This window comes from Vibrio neptunius (genome assembly GCA_019339365.1).
GTDB classification, from domain to species: Bacteria; Pseudomonadota; Gammaproteobacteria; order Enterobacterales; family Vibrionaceae; genus Vibrio; species Vibrio neptunius.
The window spans coordinates 280,092-294,720 of sequence record CP079859.1 but is presented as its reverse complement, the minus strand read 5'-3'; the positions used below and the strand labels follow the sequence as shown (position 1 = coordinate 294,720).

General features: G+C 43.2%; 14 protein-coding genes, 5 pseudogenes and 1 riboswitch. Of the genes and pseudogenes, 7 read left to right on the top strand and 12 right to left on the bottom strand.

The features are described from left to right. The first annotated feature begins 66 nt into the window (after positions 1 to 66). Positions 67 to 166: riboswitch (purine riboswitch) on the top strand. A 55-nt stretch (positions 167 to 221) separates the two neighbouring features. Both KW548_01425 and KW548_01420 read left to right on the top strand, forming a co-directional pair. After that, positions 222 to 1,592 carry an NCS2 family permease gene (locus tag KW548_01425; protein ID QXX06827.1) on the top strand — a complete coding sequence of 457 codons (1,371 nt, stop codon included), beginning with the start codon at positions 222 to 224 and terminating at the stop codon, positions 1,590 to 1,592. Positions 1,593 to 1,816: 224 nt separating this feature from the next. Continuing rightward, positions 1,817 to 2,530, top strand: a pseudogene (locus tag KW548_01420) (ShlB/FhaC/HecB family hemolysin secretion/activation protein). Between the two features lie 233 nt (positions 2,531 to 2,763). On the opposite strand, the gene KW548_01415 reads toward KW548_01420, so the two are convergent. After that, the gene (locus KW548_01415) at positions 2,764 to 3,306 is read right to left on the bottom strand and encodes a hypothetical protein (protein ID QXX06826.1); all 543 of its coding nucleotides are present in this window, start codon (positions 3,304 to 3,306) and stop codon (positions 2,764 to 2,766) included. 141 nt (positions 3,307 to 3,447) lie between these two features. Between KW548_01415 and KW548_01410 the strand changes: the two genes are divergently transcribed. The 3 genes and pseudogenes from KW548_01410 to KW548_01400 all read left to right on the top strand — a co-directional run bounded on the left by KW548_01410 (position 3,448) and on the right by KW548_01400 (position 5,501). Then, positions 3,448 to 3,738, top strand: a complete 291-nt coding sequence (locus KW548_01410; GenBank protein ID QXX06825.1) for a helix-turn-helix domain-containing protein — start codon at positions 3,448 to 3,450, stop codon at positions 3,736 to 3,738. Next, complete coding sequence (locus KW548_01405; GenBank protein ID QXX06824.1) at positions 3,728 to 5,059, top strand: type II toxin-antitoxin system HipA family toxin; 1,332 nt, start codon at positions 3,728 to 3,730, stop codon at positions 5,057 to 5,059. Before KW548_01410 ends, KW548_01405 begins: the two co-directional genes overlap by 11 nt. Positions 5,060 to 5,247: 188 nt before the next feature. Continuing rightward, a pseudogene (locus KW548_01400) lies at positions 5,248 to 5,501 on the top strand (transposase). Between the two features lie 396 nt (positions 5,502 to 5,897). Here KW548_01400 and KW548_01395 read toward each other — a convergent pair. The 10 genes and pseudogenes from KW548_01395 to KW548_01350 form a co-directional block, all read right to left on the bottom strand. Continuing rightward, complete coding sequence (locus KW548_01395) at positions 5,898 to 5,987, bottom strand: DUF3289 family protein (GenBank protein ID QXX06823.1); 90 nt, start codon at positions 5,985 to 5,987, stop codon at positions 5,898 to 5,900. Positions 5,988 to 6,776: 789 nt separating this feature from the next. Further along, the gene (locus tag KW548_01390) at positions 6,777 to 6,968 is read right to left on the bottom strand and encodes a hypothetical protein (GenBank protein ID QXX06822.1); all 192 of its coding nucleotides are present in this window, start codon (positions 6,966 to 6,968) and stop codon (positions 6,777 to 6,779) included. A gap of 29 nt (positions 6,969 to 6,997) precedes the next feature. Then, on the bottom strand, positions 6,998 to 7,327 hold the full coding sequence (locus KW548_01385; protein QXX06821.1) for a hypothetical protein: 330 nt from the start codon (positions 7,325 to 7,327) through the stop codon (positions 6,998 to 7,000). Positions 7,328 to 7,534: 207 nt separating this feature from the next. After that, positions 7,535 to 7,861, bottom strand: a complete 327-nt coding sequence (locus tag KW548_01380; GenBank protein QXX06820.1) for a hypothetical protein — start codon at positions 7,859 to 7,861, stop codon at positions 7,535 to 7,537. Continuing rightward, a pseudogene (locus tag KW548_01375) lies at positions 7,858 to 8,037 on the bottom strand (DUF3289 family protein). Before KW548_01375 ends, KW548_01380 begins: the two are co-directional and overlap by 4 nt. A gap of 89 nt (positions 8,038 to 8,126) precedes the next feature. Then, the gene (locus tag KW548_01370; GenBank protein QXX06819.1) at positions 8,127 to 8,444 is read right to left on the bottom strand and encodes a hypothetical protein; all 318 of its coding nucleotides are present in this window, start codon (positions 8,442 to 8,444) and stop codon (positions 8,127 to 8,129) included. Then, a pseudogene (locus KW548_01365) lies at positions 8,441 to 8,620 on the bottom strand (DUF3289 family protein). Before KW548_01365 ends, KW548_01370 begins: the two are co-directional and overlap by 4 nt. 89 nt (positions 8,621 to 8,709) lie before the next feature. Then, a complete protein-coding gene (locus KW548_01360; GenBank protein ID QXX06818.1) occupies positions 8,710 to 9,027 on the bottom strand; it encodes a hypothetical protein in 318 nt (105 codons plus the stop codon). Then, a complete protein-coding gene (locus KW548_01355; GenBank protein QXX07956.1) occupies positions 9,024 to 10,001 on the bottom strand; it encodes a DUF3289 family protein in 978 nt (325 codons plus the stop codon). The genes KW548_01360 and KW548_01355 overlap by 4 nt, the downstream gene beginning before the upstream one ends. A gap of 897 nt (positions 10,002 to 10,898) precedes the next feature. After that, positions 10,899 to 11,765 (bottom strand): YicC family protein, encoded by an 867-nt coding sequence (locus KW548_01350; protein ID QXX06817.1) that lies wholly within the window; start codon positions 11,763 to 11,765, stop codon positions 10,899 to 10,901. 176 nt (positions 11,766 to 11,941) lie between these two features. Between KW548_01350 and rph the strand changes: the two genes are divergently transcribed. After that, positions 11,942 to 12,658 carry a ribonuclease PH gene (gene rph / locus KW548_01345; GenBank protein ID QXX06816.1) on the top strand — a complete coding sequence of 239 codons (717 nt, stop codon included), beginning with the start codon at positions 11,942 to 11,944 and terminating at the stop codon, positions 12,656 to 12,658. 114 nt (positions 12,659 to 12,772) lie between these two features. Continuing rightward, on the top strand, positions 12,773 to 13,414 hold the full coding sequence (gene pyrE, locus KW548_01340; GenBank protein ID QXX06815.1) for an orotate phosphoribosyltransferase: 642 nt from the start codon (positions 12,773 to 12,775) through the stop codon (positions 13,412 to 13,414). A gap of 233 nt (positions 13,415 to 13,647) precedes the next feature. On the opposite strand, the pseudogene lpxM reads toward pyrE, so the two are convergent. Beyond that, positions 13,648 to 14,614: pseudogene (gene lpxM, locus KW548_01335) on the bottom strand (lauroyl-Kdo(2)-lipid IV(A) myristoyltransferase). Positions 14,615 to 14,629 lie beyond the last annotated feature (15 nt).

Here is a 14,629-nt window from a genome sequence, read left to right as displayed (position 1 = left end):
TTTTCGAAAGCAAACGTTTGCTAAAATTGCACAAAACCATTGAGATTTCACTCAAGATCCTTAAAATCCGCGCAAACGATTAAATGCTGTATATGTCTGATGAAATGGATTGGACGTTTCTACCGCTGAGCCTATCTCGGTGACTACAGTTGCTTTGCCCCTTTTCTCTTCATACAGCATTGGATCCGTTTACTGTTTACCCCACTTGTAAAGGTTTCATTGTGAGTCTCGAATCAACCCTGAAAAACCAGAATCAGTCCGGTGTACTGGAATCGGTATTTAAAATCACTCAACGTAACACCACCCTAGGTACTGAGCTGTACGCAGGCTTTATTACGTTTTTGGCGATGAGCTATATTCTGGCTGTTAACCCAGCCATTCTGGGCAGTATTCCCGGCATGGATCAAGGCGCGGTGTTTACGGCGACGGCGATCGCAGCGGCAGTGGCAACGCTAATTATGGGCATTTGGGGCAATTACCCAGTGATGCTGGCGCCAGGCATGAGCATGAATGGTTTCTTCAAGGGGATGTTGCTGAGTAGCTCGGTTGCCTTGGTGTGGCATGAAGCACTGTTTGGTATCTTTCTATCCGGTGTGTTGTACCTGATTCTGTCGATGACCAATATCCGCAAAGCGATGATTGAGTCGATACCAGAAGATCTTAAGCTGGCGATTACCGTTTCGCTTGGATTGTTCATTGCCTTTCTTGGTCTTAAAAATGCCGGCATTATTGTTTCTAACCCGATCATTTTGGTCAGCATGGGCAAGGTGACAGACCCACAGGTCATCATTGCTTACATCAGTATCTTTGTCGCTTTGGGTTGCATGGTGCGCGATATCAAGCTCGCGACCTTTATTTCTTTTGTTACTGCTATTGTGTTAACTGTCTTTGCTGACATGGTGATGGGGACCAACAACGCGCCGATTCCAGAGCAATTGGTCTCTGCTCCGCCAAGCTTAGCGGGCAGCTTTGGTGCGGTGTTTGATTTTTCAGGATTAACCGCAGACAAAATGTTTGATCTGCTGCTTATTGTGATTATTTTCCTGATCGTCGATTTCTTTGATGGCCTGAGCACGATTGTTGGCGTTGGCCGTGATGCAGGGATCATCGATAAGGATGGCAAAGTGCCCAATGCACGTTCTGCATTGGTTGCAGATGCGGGTGGCACGGTGATTGGTTCAGTTCTGGGAACCACCTCTATCACTGCTTTCTCAGAGTCTGGCATTGCCTCTTCTCAGGGTGCCAAAACCGGATTGGCCGCCGTGATGGTTGCGGGCCTGTTCCTAGTCTCTCTATTCCTATATCCATTGTTTTCGATTTTTTCAGCCGCCATGGTGGCCCCAGCGATGGTCGTTGTTGGCATTTATATGATCGGGCGTTTAGGGCAAATTAGCTGGGAACAAAAAGAATCCCGCATTGCGGCATTCTTTACCATCATGTTCACCGTTCTCAGTTTTTCACCAGCCAACGGTATGGCGATGGGCTTTATCAGCTATGCATTTACCATGATTGTGGCAGGCAAAGGTAAACAGGTTCATCCGGTGATTTACGCCCTATCGGCTATCTTCCTGACGTACTTGATACTGTTGTAATAAGATTCTGAAACTAAAAAGCCCCGCTCTCAGAGCGGGGCTTTTTTTATTAGCCTGATTCTAATCATATCTTTCACACTAATATGCAACATGTTTATTTGATGTGTTTTTAGTCAATTTCATTCTTGTCAAATTTTAATCAAATGTTATGGTCTTTGACTCACAAGTAAGAAATTTATCATTCATTTTGCAAAAAAAATCACGTTTTGATTGGTAGGTGAAATATGTTGTCTTTACAGTGTGGAGTTAAAGCGACCGCACTCGGTGTGTTTGTCGTTATGTCAATTAAGTTGAGCATGGCTGCAACCCCCATGAATGTAGTGTCTCCTTCTACTCTTGCTGAGCAAGAAAGAGAGCAAGCAATCAGATTAGAGCAGTTAGAAAAAGCAAACGATTCTGTTAGTCAGTTACACAATGTCCCTACTTTGCCAAAAAATGACAGCGTAGAATCGGCTGAATGCTTTGAAGTGCATAGTTTGAGCTTCGAGGGTAACGAGACTTACTCTGATGAAGAGTTGGTGCATTGGTTGAATTTTTCCCCATCATGTATTGGCTTAAATGAAATCAATGAGTACTTAAGGATGATTACAAACCACTATGTTAAGAGTGGTTACGTTACCTCACGCGCTTTCCTCATTCCTCAAGATCTTAGTTCTGGTGTGCTTAAGATAGTCATTCTGGAAGGAAAAATTGAACAGATACTATTAAATGGTGCTCCTTCGCCCAGTTTGGATATGGCGCTTCCAAGAACCACCGGAAGAGTGCTTAATTTAAGGGATATTGAGCAAGGTTTAGAACAGATAAATCGATTGTCTCGTTACAATGCTCAAATTCAGTTTCTGCCAGGTAAAAAACAAGGCTACTCGATTGTTGACATAAAAACTGAACCAGGTCGAATCGTCTCAGCTAGTGCTGGTTTGAGCAATGGTGGTCAAAAAGGGAAAATAACAGAAAATAAGAAATAACAGAAGAAATAACAAGGACAGGCACTATAAAGAAGATTGCCCAGCAATTCGTTGCCCTGCTCTTACTTTCTACCAACGTAACCATCACCCATTAGGCTAGTGATGTTTTTGTTGCTTATTACTTATGAAAATGTGAAGTGATATGTCAATGAAGCGTGACAATCCAATCGCGAGTTATGCCTTGTAAAGTTTGAGGTTATTGAGGTTTACTCAATTTGAAAGGCGTGTACCCGTTGTCTCTTCAAAGTCGGTTTGAAGTGGTTAAGAGTGTGGCGAGATGCTATGTAAAACACGCGCTTAGATTCTAGCTGAGTAACGACCTTTAACCATTCTGACTGAGAAAGGGATAGCCGCTGCAAAATTGGCGGGAGCTTGCCACTTATACTCGCTTTTCCTTGCCGGAATTGCCTCGCACTCCAGTCGACCAATTCGATGTAATCAACCAATCGAAAAGGAATGCCTTGAATCATGTCGTTGGAAGGGTTGCCAATAAAAGGCGCTAGGGGCTCCGGTGTTAATGGGTGGGTCGCAATGGCATCCAGTCTCAGTTTTATGGAAGTATGATGAGACTGCTCGGGGTTCGGTGGGATGTTTGCCCTAACAGGATTTAAATCTGTATAGGCCATCGCGGCTAACAGAGCCTTTTCGTCGAGTAAGGCCTGGCATTTGTAACGGCTTTCCCAGAAGTGCCCTTTGCATTGGTCTTCTTGGTTGGCCTTTAGCGCGATTTCAAAATTAAGCTCTTTCATAAACCAGCTCATACTTTTTAATAGTGCCTGTCCTTATATTTTATATTTTTCAAAATCTCATCCATAAATGGACACTATAATGTCCAATTTCTGTTTTTTTTCGTTATAATGGATATAATTGTATCTATTTTGTCTTTGCGGATGAATTTTACCTTACTTGATGATACCGACGTCAGCCAAGCTTATGCGGCTTATTTACGTGAGTTACGCAAGCAGGCAAAGCTGTCACGAGCGGCGCTTGCTGAGCGAAGCTGTGTACCTGCGTCCACCATTAAGAAATTTGAGCTGACTGGGCAAATTTCATTTCGCCAATTGCTGTTGCTATGGCAGACCCTTGATTCTCTAGATAGGCTTTATCAGCTCACGCAACCTAGCAAAGAACGCGCTGCTATACCCACGAGTATTGATGAGGTGCTAAAAGATGAGTTTTAAACCCATTCAAAAACTCGCCGTAACTCGTACGCTAAGCTCAGGTGAGCAGGTTGATGTAGGGGTCTTGGCGCAGAATCGGCAAGGCGTTTTTTTTCAGTATGCAGACAGCTATTTGCAGCAGTTTGGCAATTTATCACCGTTTACCTTGCAGTCGAGCACACAAGTTCAAGCCGCACCTAAAGCGCCGCACCAAGGTGTACATGGTGTATTTGGAGATTGTTTGCCCGATGGTTGGGGCATGCTGTTGCAAGATCGTATTTTCCGGCAAAAGGGTATCCTGCCTAATCAATTAACGGCGATGGATAGACTGGCCTTTGTCGGTGATAAAGGTATGGGAGCATTGTCTTTTTCTCCGGTGTCTGAGTTTTCAGCCACCACGCACGCGGATATTGATTTAGCGACGTTAGGCTTAGAAGCGCAAACGCTGTTCGATGCTTCAATGTCAGATTATATGGACGACAACCACGATGAGTTAGATGGGCATACGCAACAGGTGTTGGCCGCATTAGTCGCGGGTGGTAGTTCGGGTGGGGCAAGGCCAAAGGCACAGATTTATATGCCTGCTGGAGAAACTAAGCATTGCCGAACCTTTGCAAAGCCTGGTGATGAAGCGTGGTTGATTAAGTTTACCTCGAAAAATTTTGCGCTCGGGCATGAAGAAGGTTTGTGCGAGGCGGTTTATTTGAAAATGGCTGAGCAAGCCAATTGCCAACCGCCAATTTGGCAACTCATTGAAGCACCATCTACAAGCGGTGCGCCAGCCTGGTTATCGCTTAAGCGTTTTGATTATGTCACTCAACAGACCAATTTAGGTCGCCTGCATATGCACAGCGCCTGCGGGCTGCTGGATGCAGACTTTCGAACGCCAAGTTTAGATTATATTGACTTAATTAAAGCCAGCCGTCAGTTGTGTAAATCTCCAGCGGCAGGACAGCTGCAATTTCGCCGTGCTGTTTTTAACCTGCTGTCGTCCAATCAAGACGACCACAGTAAAAACTGGGCGTTTTTGCAAGCGGATGACGGCCAATGGGATCCTGCACCATTTTACGATGTTACCTACAGCCCACATCCATTCAACGAACACGCCACTGCGTTCGGAGGTTATGGCAAAGCGCCACCGCTTAAGGTGATGCAAAAACTTGCTACCAGTGCTGGCTTTTCGAATTGGAATGATGCAAGGCAAGTCATTGAAGAAGTCGCAGAAGCCATCAGCCAATTTACGTATCTGGCACAGCAGCAAGGGATCAGTAAAACAACAGTGTCTGTGATTGCTAAGACATTGGATCAGCGCAAACAGGAAAATGCAGCGCTTTTTCAATGAAATCAAAACAAACCTTTCAATTCACAAAAAATACATAGCAAGGTCATCGTGAGCGAATATCAATACTATAAATTTGAGCGTCTGGATGGGTATTTAGATGCTAAAACGCGCCAAGTACTCAGAGCCATTTCAAGCCGTGCCGAGATCAGTAGATAAAGACAACAAGGACAGGCACCATAAAGAATAATATCGATGACGGTCATTTATCGATAGACAATAATCGCGCTGAACGGGCAATAAAACCGCTAGTTATTGGCAGAAAAAATGGGTTATTCTCGACCACTGCAAATGGCGCTGACGCGAGCGCGATGCTTTACAGTATCGTCGAGACCGCGAAAGCCAACGGCCTTATCCTCTATGACTATATGGTCAGTGCATGAAAGAACTGGCGAAAGCAGAGCAAGATATCGATGCACTCCTACCTTGGAACTTCAAACATTAGCAACATCGTCCCGTGGGTTCATGGGGCGCATACCTTCTGTCTGTCGATACGGATTAAAGAATTTAAGTTAAATCACCCCAAATACACCGCGATAGAAAAAATACCAACGGGTAAACCACCGATAAGCATGTAAGCCCCAAACCACCACCAAAGTTTTTTGTAGACGGTGTATATAGAGCCTATAAAAAAACCAGGAACCATTGCAATAATCCCCAAAAAATTAAATAAACTGTTAGGTATCAAACCACTAGGCTTTAGACCATCACCAGTGTATTCAACTGTGTCATCATAGAGAACACCATTAGGGAGCATATCAACATTAAAAACAACTCCAAACCAAAGCAAAACAAAAAAAAAATAAGGGGATTAACAACAAAGAATATCGAAAAACCTTACTCATAATTCAAAATCCATTTTTGTTATAAAAGGCTGATAACCATAACCCTTGAAGTGCTGAAGCAAATACCAAGAGCGAAATCCTTCCAACTGTTCGTATTGCCTTTGACCTCCTCCTTATTCTATAGGATAAGAGTGAGTCAACAAGCATCACAAGAAAACAGGCAAAGTGAGAAAGTTGCAGCGGTGGGGGTAATGTACGCAATTGATTTGTTTGTTACTTTTTAATAGTGCCTGTCCTTATATTTCTTGAGCCTTAGGGTCGTCTGGTGATACAAACGGTTCACTCTTATCGCGGTGAACAGCGCTTCATGCGACTTCACGTCGCACGGACAAAAACGTGTCAGTGGTTTTGCTAATTTAGCAATTCATGGATAACTTTTGATATTACAAAACTAGTTGTGACGAGCTAGTGCGATGAGAAACATCGCACCAGAAAAAGATTGGTTTAGGTGCGGATTAAACCAATTATGATAATCGACAAATTTTAGAACTTCTCGCACAAGGAAAGATCAGAAACATAGTTACTCATTAAGTTTTTTTTGTAACCTACCTTTTCAGGACACTCAATCATATTATTGGGTTTAATCACTAAATAAAAATTAGCATAGTTAACGCCAGTTCCTATCAATGCACCAATAAGCATTGGAATATAGAACCATCGAATAGACCCTTTTCTTTTTCCTCGAATAAATTGTAATGGAAGTAAAATAAAAACTATCGATATAACGAGAACAAAAAAAACCAAACAATGCCATAAATGGGAATGGCACATAGGAAAAAGGAACGCTCTCTATTTGTTCAATCGAGACAAATAAAGGGCTTGCACATAAATATGCCACATACCCTAGCACGGCTATGATAGCTATTAAAAATACACTAATTAAAATTTTCAATAGCACCCTCTACAACTTTACTTTGAAAATCAGTAGTTTTATCAATAGTCCAAACTGCAAAGCTAGATCCTACTATTATGAGTGTTCCAGCCAAAAACGTAGCAGGAATAGAAGCTACAGCCAAAATCCCAAGGATACCACCTGCCAAAGCAGTAGAACTAAAAACGCCAACCAATAGTTTAGCTTCATCGATTCCCAGTTGTTTTAGAATGCATCGTAATTGCCTTTCATTGTACCATGCAGCCTTTCCCAACGCTCGATTACTTGATGAGCGGTTAAAGTGGATGCCCGTTCTTTATCAATATGCACGACAATATGGTAGTGATTACTCATGACGGCATAGGCGCACACATCTATGGTGTAAATTTTAGAAAGGAGATGTATCCGCTTCTCAACCCATGACTTTCGATGCTCGTAATCACGTTTATGTTGCGTGTCATATCCACATAAAAATGAACGACGAACACAACGAGAGACACAGTGATAGTAACGAGTGGCCTCTAAACAGACTTGCTGTTTTCGCGGTGTAGTCATGACTTTTCCTCCTTATTCTATAGGATAAGAGTGAGTCAACAAGCATCACAAGAAAACAGGCAAAGTGAGAAAGTTGCAGCGGTGGGGGTAATGTACGCAATTGATTTGTTTGTTACTTTTTAATAGTGCCTGTCCTTATATTTCTTCGTGGGTTCATGGGGCGCATACTTTCTGTCTGTCGATACGGATTCAAGAATTTTAGTTAAATCATCCCAAATACACCGCGATAGCAAAAATACCAACGGGTAAACCACCGATAAGCATATAAGCCCCAAACCACCACCAAAGTTTTTTGTAGGCGGTGTATATAGAGCCTATAAAAAAACCGGGAACCATAGCTACAATGGATACGGAATCAAACCAGCTTTGAGATATAAAACCTGTTGGTTTTTTACCATCTCCGCTATATTTAACGGTATCATCACGTAAGAAACCATCAGGGATTAAATCTATTCCAAAGACCACTCCAAACCAAGCCAAACCTAAGAAAAGCAGAGGGATAACAAGCAAAATATATCTAATTAATATTCTCATAGTTCAAAGTCTATTTTAGTGATGAATGGTTTATAACCGTATCCTTTAAAGTGTTGAAGCAAATACCAAGAGCGAAATCCTTCCAACTGTTCGTATTGCTTTTTAATGCCATCGCTAAAATCATGATTAATGTCATTAGTATCGAGTCCAAAGTGATCTTGAACTTCATACTTAAATAATGCTCTCCCTAAAAAGGGAGTATAAGATCACAGCTAAATGTGATCGTCAAATCGAGCGCTGTTTTGTCTAAAAAACGTTCACGATCTCACCCTAGCAACTTAAGGTAAAGCCAAAAGCCAAAACCTAGAAACATGTAAGCAGCAAACCACCACCAAAGTTTTTTATAAGCCGTATATATCGAACCAATAAAAAAGCCAGGGATCATTGCAACAATAGCAATGGAATCAAATAAATTTTGTGAAACAAGTCCCGTTGGTTTTTTACCATCTCCGCTATATTCAACGGTATCATCACGTAAGAAACCATCAGGGATTAAATCTATTCCAAAGACCACTCCAAACCAAGCCAAACCTAAGAAAAGCAGAGGGATAGCAAGCAGAATATATCTAATTAATACTCTCATAGTTCAAAGTCTATTTTAGTGATGAATGGTTTATAACCGTATCCTTTAAAGTGTTGAAGCAAATACCAAGAGCGAAATCCTTCCAACTGTTCGTATTGCTTTTTAATGCCATCGCTAAAATCATGATTAATGTCATTAGTATCGAGTCCAAAGTGATCTTGAACTTCATACTTAAATAATGCTCTCCCTAAAAAGGGAGTATAAGATCACAGCTAAATGTGATCGTCAAATCGAGCGCTGTTTTGTCTAAAAAACGTTCACGATCTCACCCTGGCAACTTAAGGTAAAGCCAAAAGCCAAAACCTAGAAACATGTAAGCAGCAAACCACCACCAAAGTTTTTTGTAGGCGGTGTATATAGAGCCTATAAAAAAACCAGGAACCATTGCAATAATCCCCAAAAAATTAAATAAACTGTTAGGTATCAAACCACTAGGCTTTAGACCATCACCAGTGTATTCAACTGTGTCATCATAGAGAACACCATTAGGGAGCATATCAACATTAAAAACAACTCCAAACCAAAGCAAAACAAAAAAAAATAAGGGGATTAACAACAAAGAATATCGAAAAACCTTACTCATAATTCAAAATCCATTTTTGTTATAAAAGGCTGATAACCATAACCCTTGAAGTGCTGAAGTAAATACCAAGAACGGAATCCCTCTAATTTTTCATACCAACGATGTGGCTCACTCCATTCATGATCTATATCACGATGATCTAGACCAAAATGGTCTTGAACAGTGTACTTAAAAGTCCCACGGATTTGATTTCCTTTATATTCAAGTTGTTCAACATAGACACGCATAGACCAAATTCCATGTACAGTAAGCACATTTCCATTGTAAAGATCCGCTCCTGTTAGATCAGTAGAGAACTGAGGTAAGTTAGCCCCTTTCCCCTTAGTGGACATATACAGACTTGAAACACTAAGAACATCATCGGGCAACCTACCATCCTGAACGTTGTCACCTAGGCATTTTTTTAGAGCTTGATGAAAACGTTGAGTTGTCTCATGCTCTTGCAATGCCCTACTTAACAATGGATTACTGTAGTAACCGCCCTCATTGCGCTCAAATTTATCAACCATTTCAAAAAAGATATCTTTCGTTTCGCCCTCGGTTGAAAAGCCAACACCTAAAACCGCATCATTTGCCAAACTACGCATACGCTTAAAATGTTCACTTGCAGGTAAGGAAAATTGGTCTTCTAACACTGTATAGTTAGAAGCAGGATAGCCAGCTTGAGGCGCAGCGTAACTGTCTTTAAATGGCTGCATAAATCCGTAAGACTCTATTTTAAAACGATCTTCATCTCCGGAATTCATATCCGGAGCATCAAAATCATCCATTTTATTTTTAGTTTCAAAAACCAATAACGGAAAATCACCCGCCACAGATTGCCACTGTTCTTGAACGAATTCGCGTTTACCTTCGCTGGCTTGAATTTCTTGTAAATTGGGCTGAACAGAAGCTATCTCTGCACTTCTAGCTGACGGCTCATGAACAACTTCATTCGTAAACTGTTCGAAAATGCCCTTTGATACGTCACCCATTGGTTTTAACGGACGCTCAAGCGGATTAGCCAAACCATCTTCCGTCGGATTTAAACGACCACGGATCGCATCATTCATGTTTTTAAATGCCTTGATGCCTCTTGCTTCAAGCTCAAGCTGTTCCTGCTCTTTCTTTTGGTAGAAGCTATTCTGATCCTGTGTATATGCCCTTTGAGCATCAAAAATGGTTGGATACTTTACTCTTTTATAGACCAGAGAATTCACGATAGGATCATGACCTAAATGTTGCTGCATCGCGGTTTGGTCATAATACATATCGACAGCTTGATCATATGTGACATGACACTGTTCCCAAAAAGCACTACCTCGCTGTGCGAATGGATAGTTTCGACCTTTCGGTGGAGGATTCCTGCTCATGATTTACTCACATTATTGAATAAAGAGCATGAAATCATAACTATTTTTCTTGGTGCGTAATATGGGTGATTATGTTCAATGTAACTAATATTATTATATTTTATATATTAATAAACTCTTTTTCTTGTGAGAGTGTAAATCATGTAGGGCGACCGCACGTGTATTTAATATTTGAGCTAAAAATAAATAACAATAAATAACAAGGACAGGCACTATAAAGAAGATTGTCCAGCAATGCGTTGCCTTCTCTTTACTGTCCGCCTATACAGTCATCATTCGTTTTATTGGTGATTATGACGAAAAATGCGCAGTGGAGAATTGATGAAGCGTGACAAGGCAATCCAATCGCGGGGTATGCCTTGAATCATGCCATTGGAAGGGTGGCTAGTAAAAAGCGATAGAGATTCGGGTGTTAATTGATGGGTCATAACGGCATTATAATCCTCCCCAAAAATAAAGGGTTCCAATAGGAACCCTTTATTTTCAAAGCATTTAAGTTAACTGAATGACGGTGAAATGCTATTCAATATTCTGGATCTGCTCGCGCATCTGCTCAATCAGCACTTTTAGTTCAACGCCAGAGGCGGTGATGTCAGTGCTGATAGACTTGGATGCTAACGTGTTCGACTCGCGGTTGAACTCTTGCATCATAAAATCGAGACGACGACCACATGCGCCGCCTTTTTTCAGGATATTGGTCGCTTCTTTAACGTGAGAGTCCAAGCGGTCCAGCTCTTCTGCTACGTCTGACTTTTGCGCCAATAAAATCAGCTCTTGTTCAACTCGTGAAGGGTCAAGTTCAATTTTGGCGTCTTCAAATTTGGCAAACAGGCGCTCACGTTGCCAATCGAGAATTTCCGGCATGCGAGCACGAACTTTAACCACTTCGTCAGTAATGGCTGATAAACGCTGTTCAATCAGCGCCTTCATGTTTTCGCCTTCACGGCCACGGGCTTCGATAAATTCGCTTACCGCTTGGTCAAAAGCCGCCAACAAATCCTTGTTTACCGCATCCATGTCCTGCTCAGAAGTTTCCATCACGCCCGGCCAGTTCATGATCTGGAAGGGGTTAAGACGGCTTTCGTCACCGGTCATCTTCATCACTTGGCTAGCGGCATTGATCACTTGTTGTGCTAAGCCTTCGTTAATGCTTAGCTCGCCTTTTGCTGCTGGGTTCGCTTCAAAGCGCAACGCACATTCCACTTTACCGCGTGCTAGGCGCTTGCGAAAACGCTCGCGAAGAACGGGCTCTAAACCTCGGAACTGTTCCGGTAGGCGGAAGTAGGTTTCCAAGTAACGCTGGTTCACACTGCGGATTTCCCACACAGCGGTACCCCAATCACCTTTCACTTCTTTCCGTGCGTAGGCGGTCATACTGTAGATCATCGAATTTTCCTATTTCATCATCTTTGAAAATAACGCGTTGCAATAGTAGCAGAATGCACGAGATTTGGAACGCAACGCCGTGGGGTGCTTTCCCGATATCTCGCTTTCTGCTAGAATCCTGCTCCAACCAAATTCGTCTCCCCCTCTTGTTAGGTAGATAACTAAGGTAGATGCCCATGCGTCCAAATGACCGTCAGGCGGATCAAATTCGCCCAATCAAAATCACTCGTAATTACACGGCTTACGCTGAAGGCTCAGTTTTAGTGGAATTCGGCAATACAAAAGTATTGTGTAATGCGACCGTTGAAGAGAATGTGCCACGTTGGCTAAAAGGTCAGGGCAAGGGCTGGGTGACGGCTGAATACGGCATGTTGCCACGTTCAACGCATTCACGTATGCGTCGTGAAGCGGCAAGTGGTAAACAGGGCGGCCGTACGATGGAAATCCAGCGTCTGATTGCACGTAGCCTTCGTGCCGTGGTCGACCTAGAAGCCATGGGTGAGATTATGGTCACCGTCGACTGTGACGTAATCCAAGCGGATGGCGGTACACGTACGGCATCGATTTCAGGCGCAAGCGTGGCAATGGCCGATGCGTTCCAGCACCTAATTGAAAACGGTAAGCTGAAGAAAAACCCGATGAAAGGCCATGTGGCTGCTGTTTCAGTTGGTATCCTAGGTGAAGATGTATTGTGTGACCTAGAGTATGTCGAAGACTCTGCCGCTGACACGGATATGAACGTGGTCATGACGGAAGATGGCCGCATGATTGAAGTTCAAGGTACCGCAGAGGGCGAACCGTTCACCCATGCTGAGCTGATGAAGTTATTGGAGTCGGCGACCAAAGGGGTCACCGAGATTGTAGCGGCGCAGAAGGCGGCGTTAGAAAATTGATTTAGATAGCTCCCACAACGGGGGCTATTTTTTTATCAAAATTTGGCCAAGGCTAAGTTTTGAACTGTTTATAAACCGTCTAGACAACTAGACCTTTTATTTAGAGAGAAAGTGATGAAAGCATACCAGCGTGAATTTATTGAGTTTGCATTAGAGAAAGAAGTACTGAAGTTTGGTGAGTTTACTTTAAAGTCAGGTCGTAAGAGCCCGTATTTCTTTAACGCTGGTCTTTTCAACACGGGTCGAGATTTAGCGCGTTTGGGTCGATTCTACGCCGCTGCACTGGCAGATTCTGGCATCGAGTTTGATGTTTTGTTTGGCCCAGCATACAAAGGGATTCCAATCGCGACGACCACAGCCGTTGCGTTGGCGGATCATCACGAGATTGACACGCCATACTGCTTTAACCGCAAAGAGGCGAAAGACCACGGTGAAGGCGGCAACCTTGTTGGCAGTGCGCTAGAAGGCCGTATTATGCTGGTTGATGATGTGATTACTGCGGGTACTGCGATTCGCGAGTCGATGGAAATCATCAAAGCCAATGGAGCAGACTTGGCTGGTGTATTGGTGGCAATTGACCGTCAGGAAAAAGGCAAAGGTGAGTTGTCTGCGATTCAAGAAGTCGAGCGTGACTTTGGCTGTGCAGTGATTTCCATTGTTAGCTTAGGTGACTTAGTGACTTATCTTGAAGAGAAAGGTAATGCGACCGAGCACCTGGAAGCGGTAAAAGCTTATCGTGCTGAGTACGGCATTTAATAATCAACCAGTTTAGAGTCGCTAGCTGCGATGCGACTGATTAAGAGGTGTCATTCCATAGAGTGACGAAGGAGCGAGTAGGGAATCTCTATAGGTTACTACTTGCTTGAAAAGATTCCTAACTCTGTCTGCCTCCCCTCTCGGGAATGACATGCTTAACGATTGAATCGAAAAGGGTTGATGCTGATGCATCAACCCTTTTTGCTTCTTGCCTCTCACGAGCTTTTATTGCCTTAGTGAGAGTTATCGTAGATTTTGCTTCCATCTCGCTGCGTTTTTAATAACGACAGGTTCCACATGTATTGTTCAGGATGCGGTCTGACCAAATCTTCGATCGCTTGGTTCATTGCACGAGCATCAGCTTCTTCATCGCCGGTCGGGAAGTTTTCCAAGGCTGGCAGAATGTGCACTTCGTACTTACCCGATTTGTCGTTGTAAGCAGGCAAAACCGGAATCACCTTGGCTTTCGATAGGCGGGCCATCTTGCCAAAGCCTTTTAGCGTCGCTTTCTCTGTACCAAAGAATGGGACAAATACCGAGTTGGCGGCGCCGAAGTCTTCATCTGGTAGCCAGTAGCCAAGATACCCATCTTTAATTGAGCGTACGAAAGGTTTTACCCCCGCTTCCCGAGCGAAGATACGACCACCATATTGCATACGTTGCACTTGCATTAGCCAATCGCCGATTGGGTTGCGCTGCGGCTTCATGATGGTGGTGACTTTATAGCCCTTCGCCGCCAGCATCACGGCTGGATAATCAACGGCCCAAGCGTGAGGCGCTAAGATGATCACTTTTTCCCCCCGCGTCGAGCAGCGGTAAGATGTTCTCTTCGCCGATCATGACCCCGCGGTCTTGGTTGTGTTTGGTTGAGCGAATTAGAAATTCAGAATAGCCAAATAGGTACTGAGCGGCCTTAACAAAGGTTTCTTCCAAAATCTCCTGACGTTCTTGGTCTGACTTTTCAGGGAAACAGTATTTGAGGTTCACTCGCGCACGACGTACAACACGGCCATTTTTGCGTACCACAAATACAGACAGTTTTCGCGCCAAGTTATCGCGCCAGCGGTAGGGAATAAAGGCCAACAAGGTGGCAAATAAAATGCCCAGCCATGTACCCCAGTGTTTAGGGTGTAAAAATGCCCACTCAAAAGTAGGGTTATGCAAATGTTTATCGATGCTATTTTTATCGTTGTTGCTCATTGAAAGCAGCACCTA

Bases quoted from the DNA above. Each gene is read 5' to 3' on its own strand.
- KW548_01415 (QXX06826.1), bottom strand. From the start codon at position 3,306: ATGAAAGAGCTTAATTTTGAAATCGCGCTAAAGGCCAACCAAGAAGAC.
- KW548_01410 (QXX06825.1), top strand. From the start codon at position 3,448: ATGAATTTTACCTTACTTGATGATACCGACGTCAGCCAAGCTTATGCG.
- KW548_01405 (QXX06824.1), top strand. From the start codon at position 3,728: ATGAGTTTTAAACCCATTCAAAAACTCGCCGTAACTCGTACGCTAAGC.
- KW548_01385 (QXX06821.1), bottom strand. From the start codon at position 7,327: ATGACTACACCGCGAAAACAGCAAGTCTGTTTAGAGGCCACTCGTTAC.
- KW548_01380 (QXX06820.1), bottom strand. From the start codon at position 7,861: ATGAGAATATTAATTAGATATATTTTGCTTGTTATCCCTCTGCTTTTC.
- KW548_01370 (QXX06819.1), bottom strand. From the start codon at position 8,444: ATGAGAGTATTAATTAGATATATTCTGCTTGCTATCCCTCTGCTTTTC.
- KW548_01360 (QXX06818.1), bottom strand. From the start codon at position 9,027: ATGAGTAAGGTTTTTCGATATTCTTTGTTGTTAATCCCCTTATTTTTT.
- KW548_01355 (QXX07956.1), bottom strand. From the start codon at position 10,001: ATGGGTGACGTATCAAAGGGCATTTTCGAACAGTTTACGAATGAAGTT.
- KW548_01350 (QXX06817.1), bottom strand. From the start codon at position 11,765: ATGATCTACAGTATGACCGCCTACGCACGGAAAGAAGTGAAAGGTGAT.
- rph (QXX06816.1), top strand. From the start codon at position 11,942: ATGCGTCCAAATGACCGTCAGGCGGATCAAATTCGCCCAATCAAAATC.
- pyrE (QXX06815.1), top strand. From the start codon at position 12,773: ATGAAAGCATACCAGCGTGAATTTATTGAGTTTGCATTAGAGAAAGAA.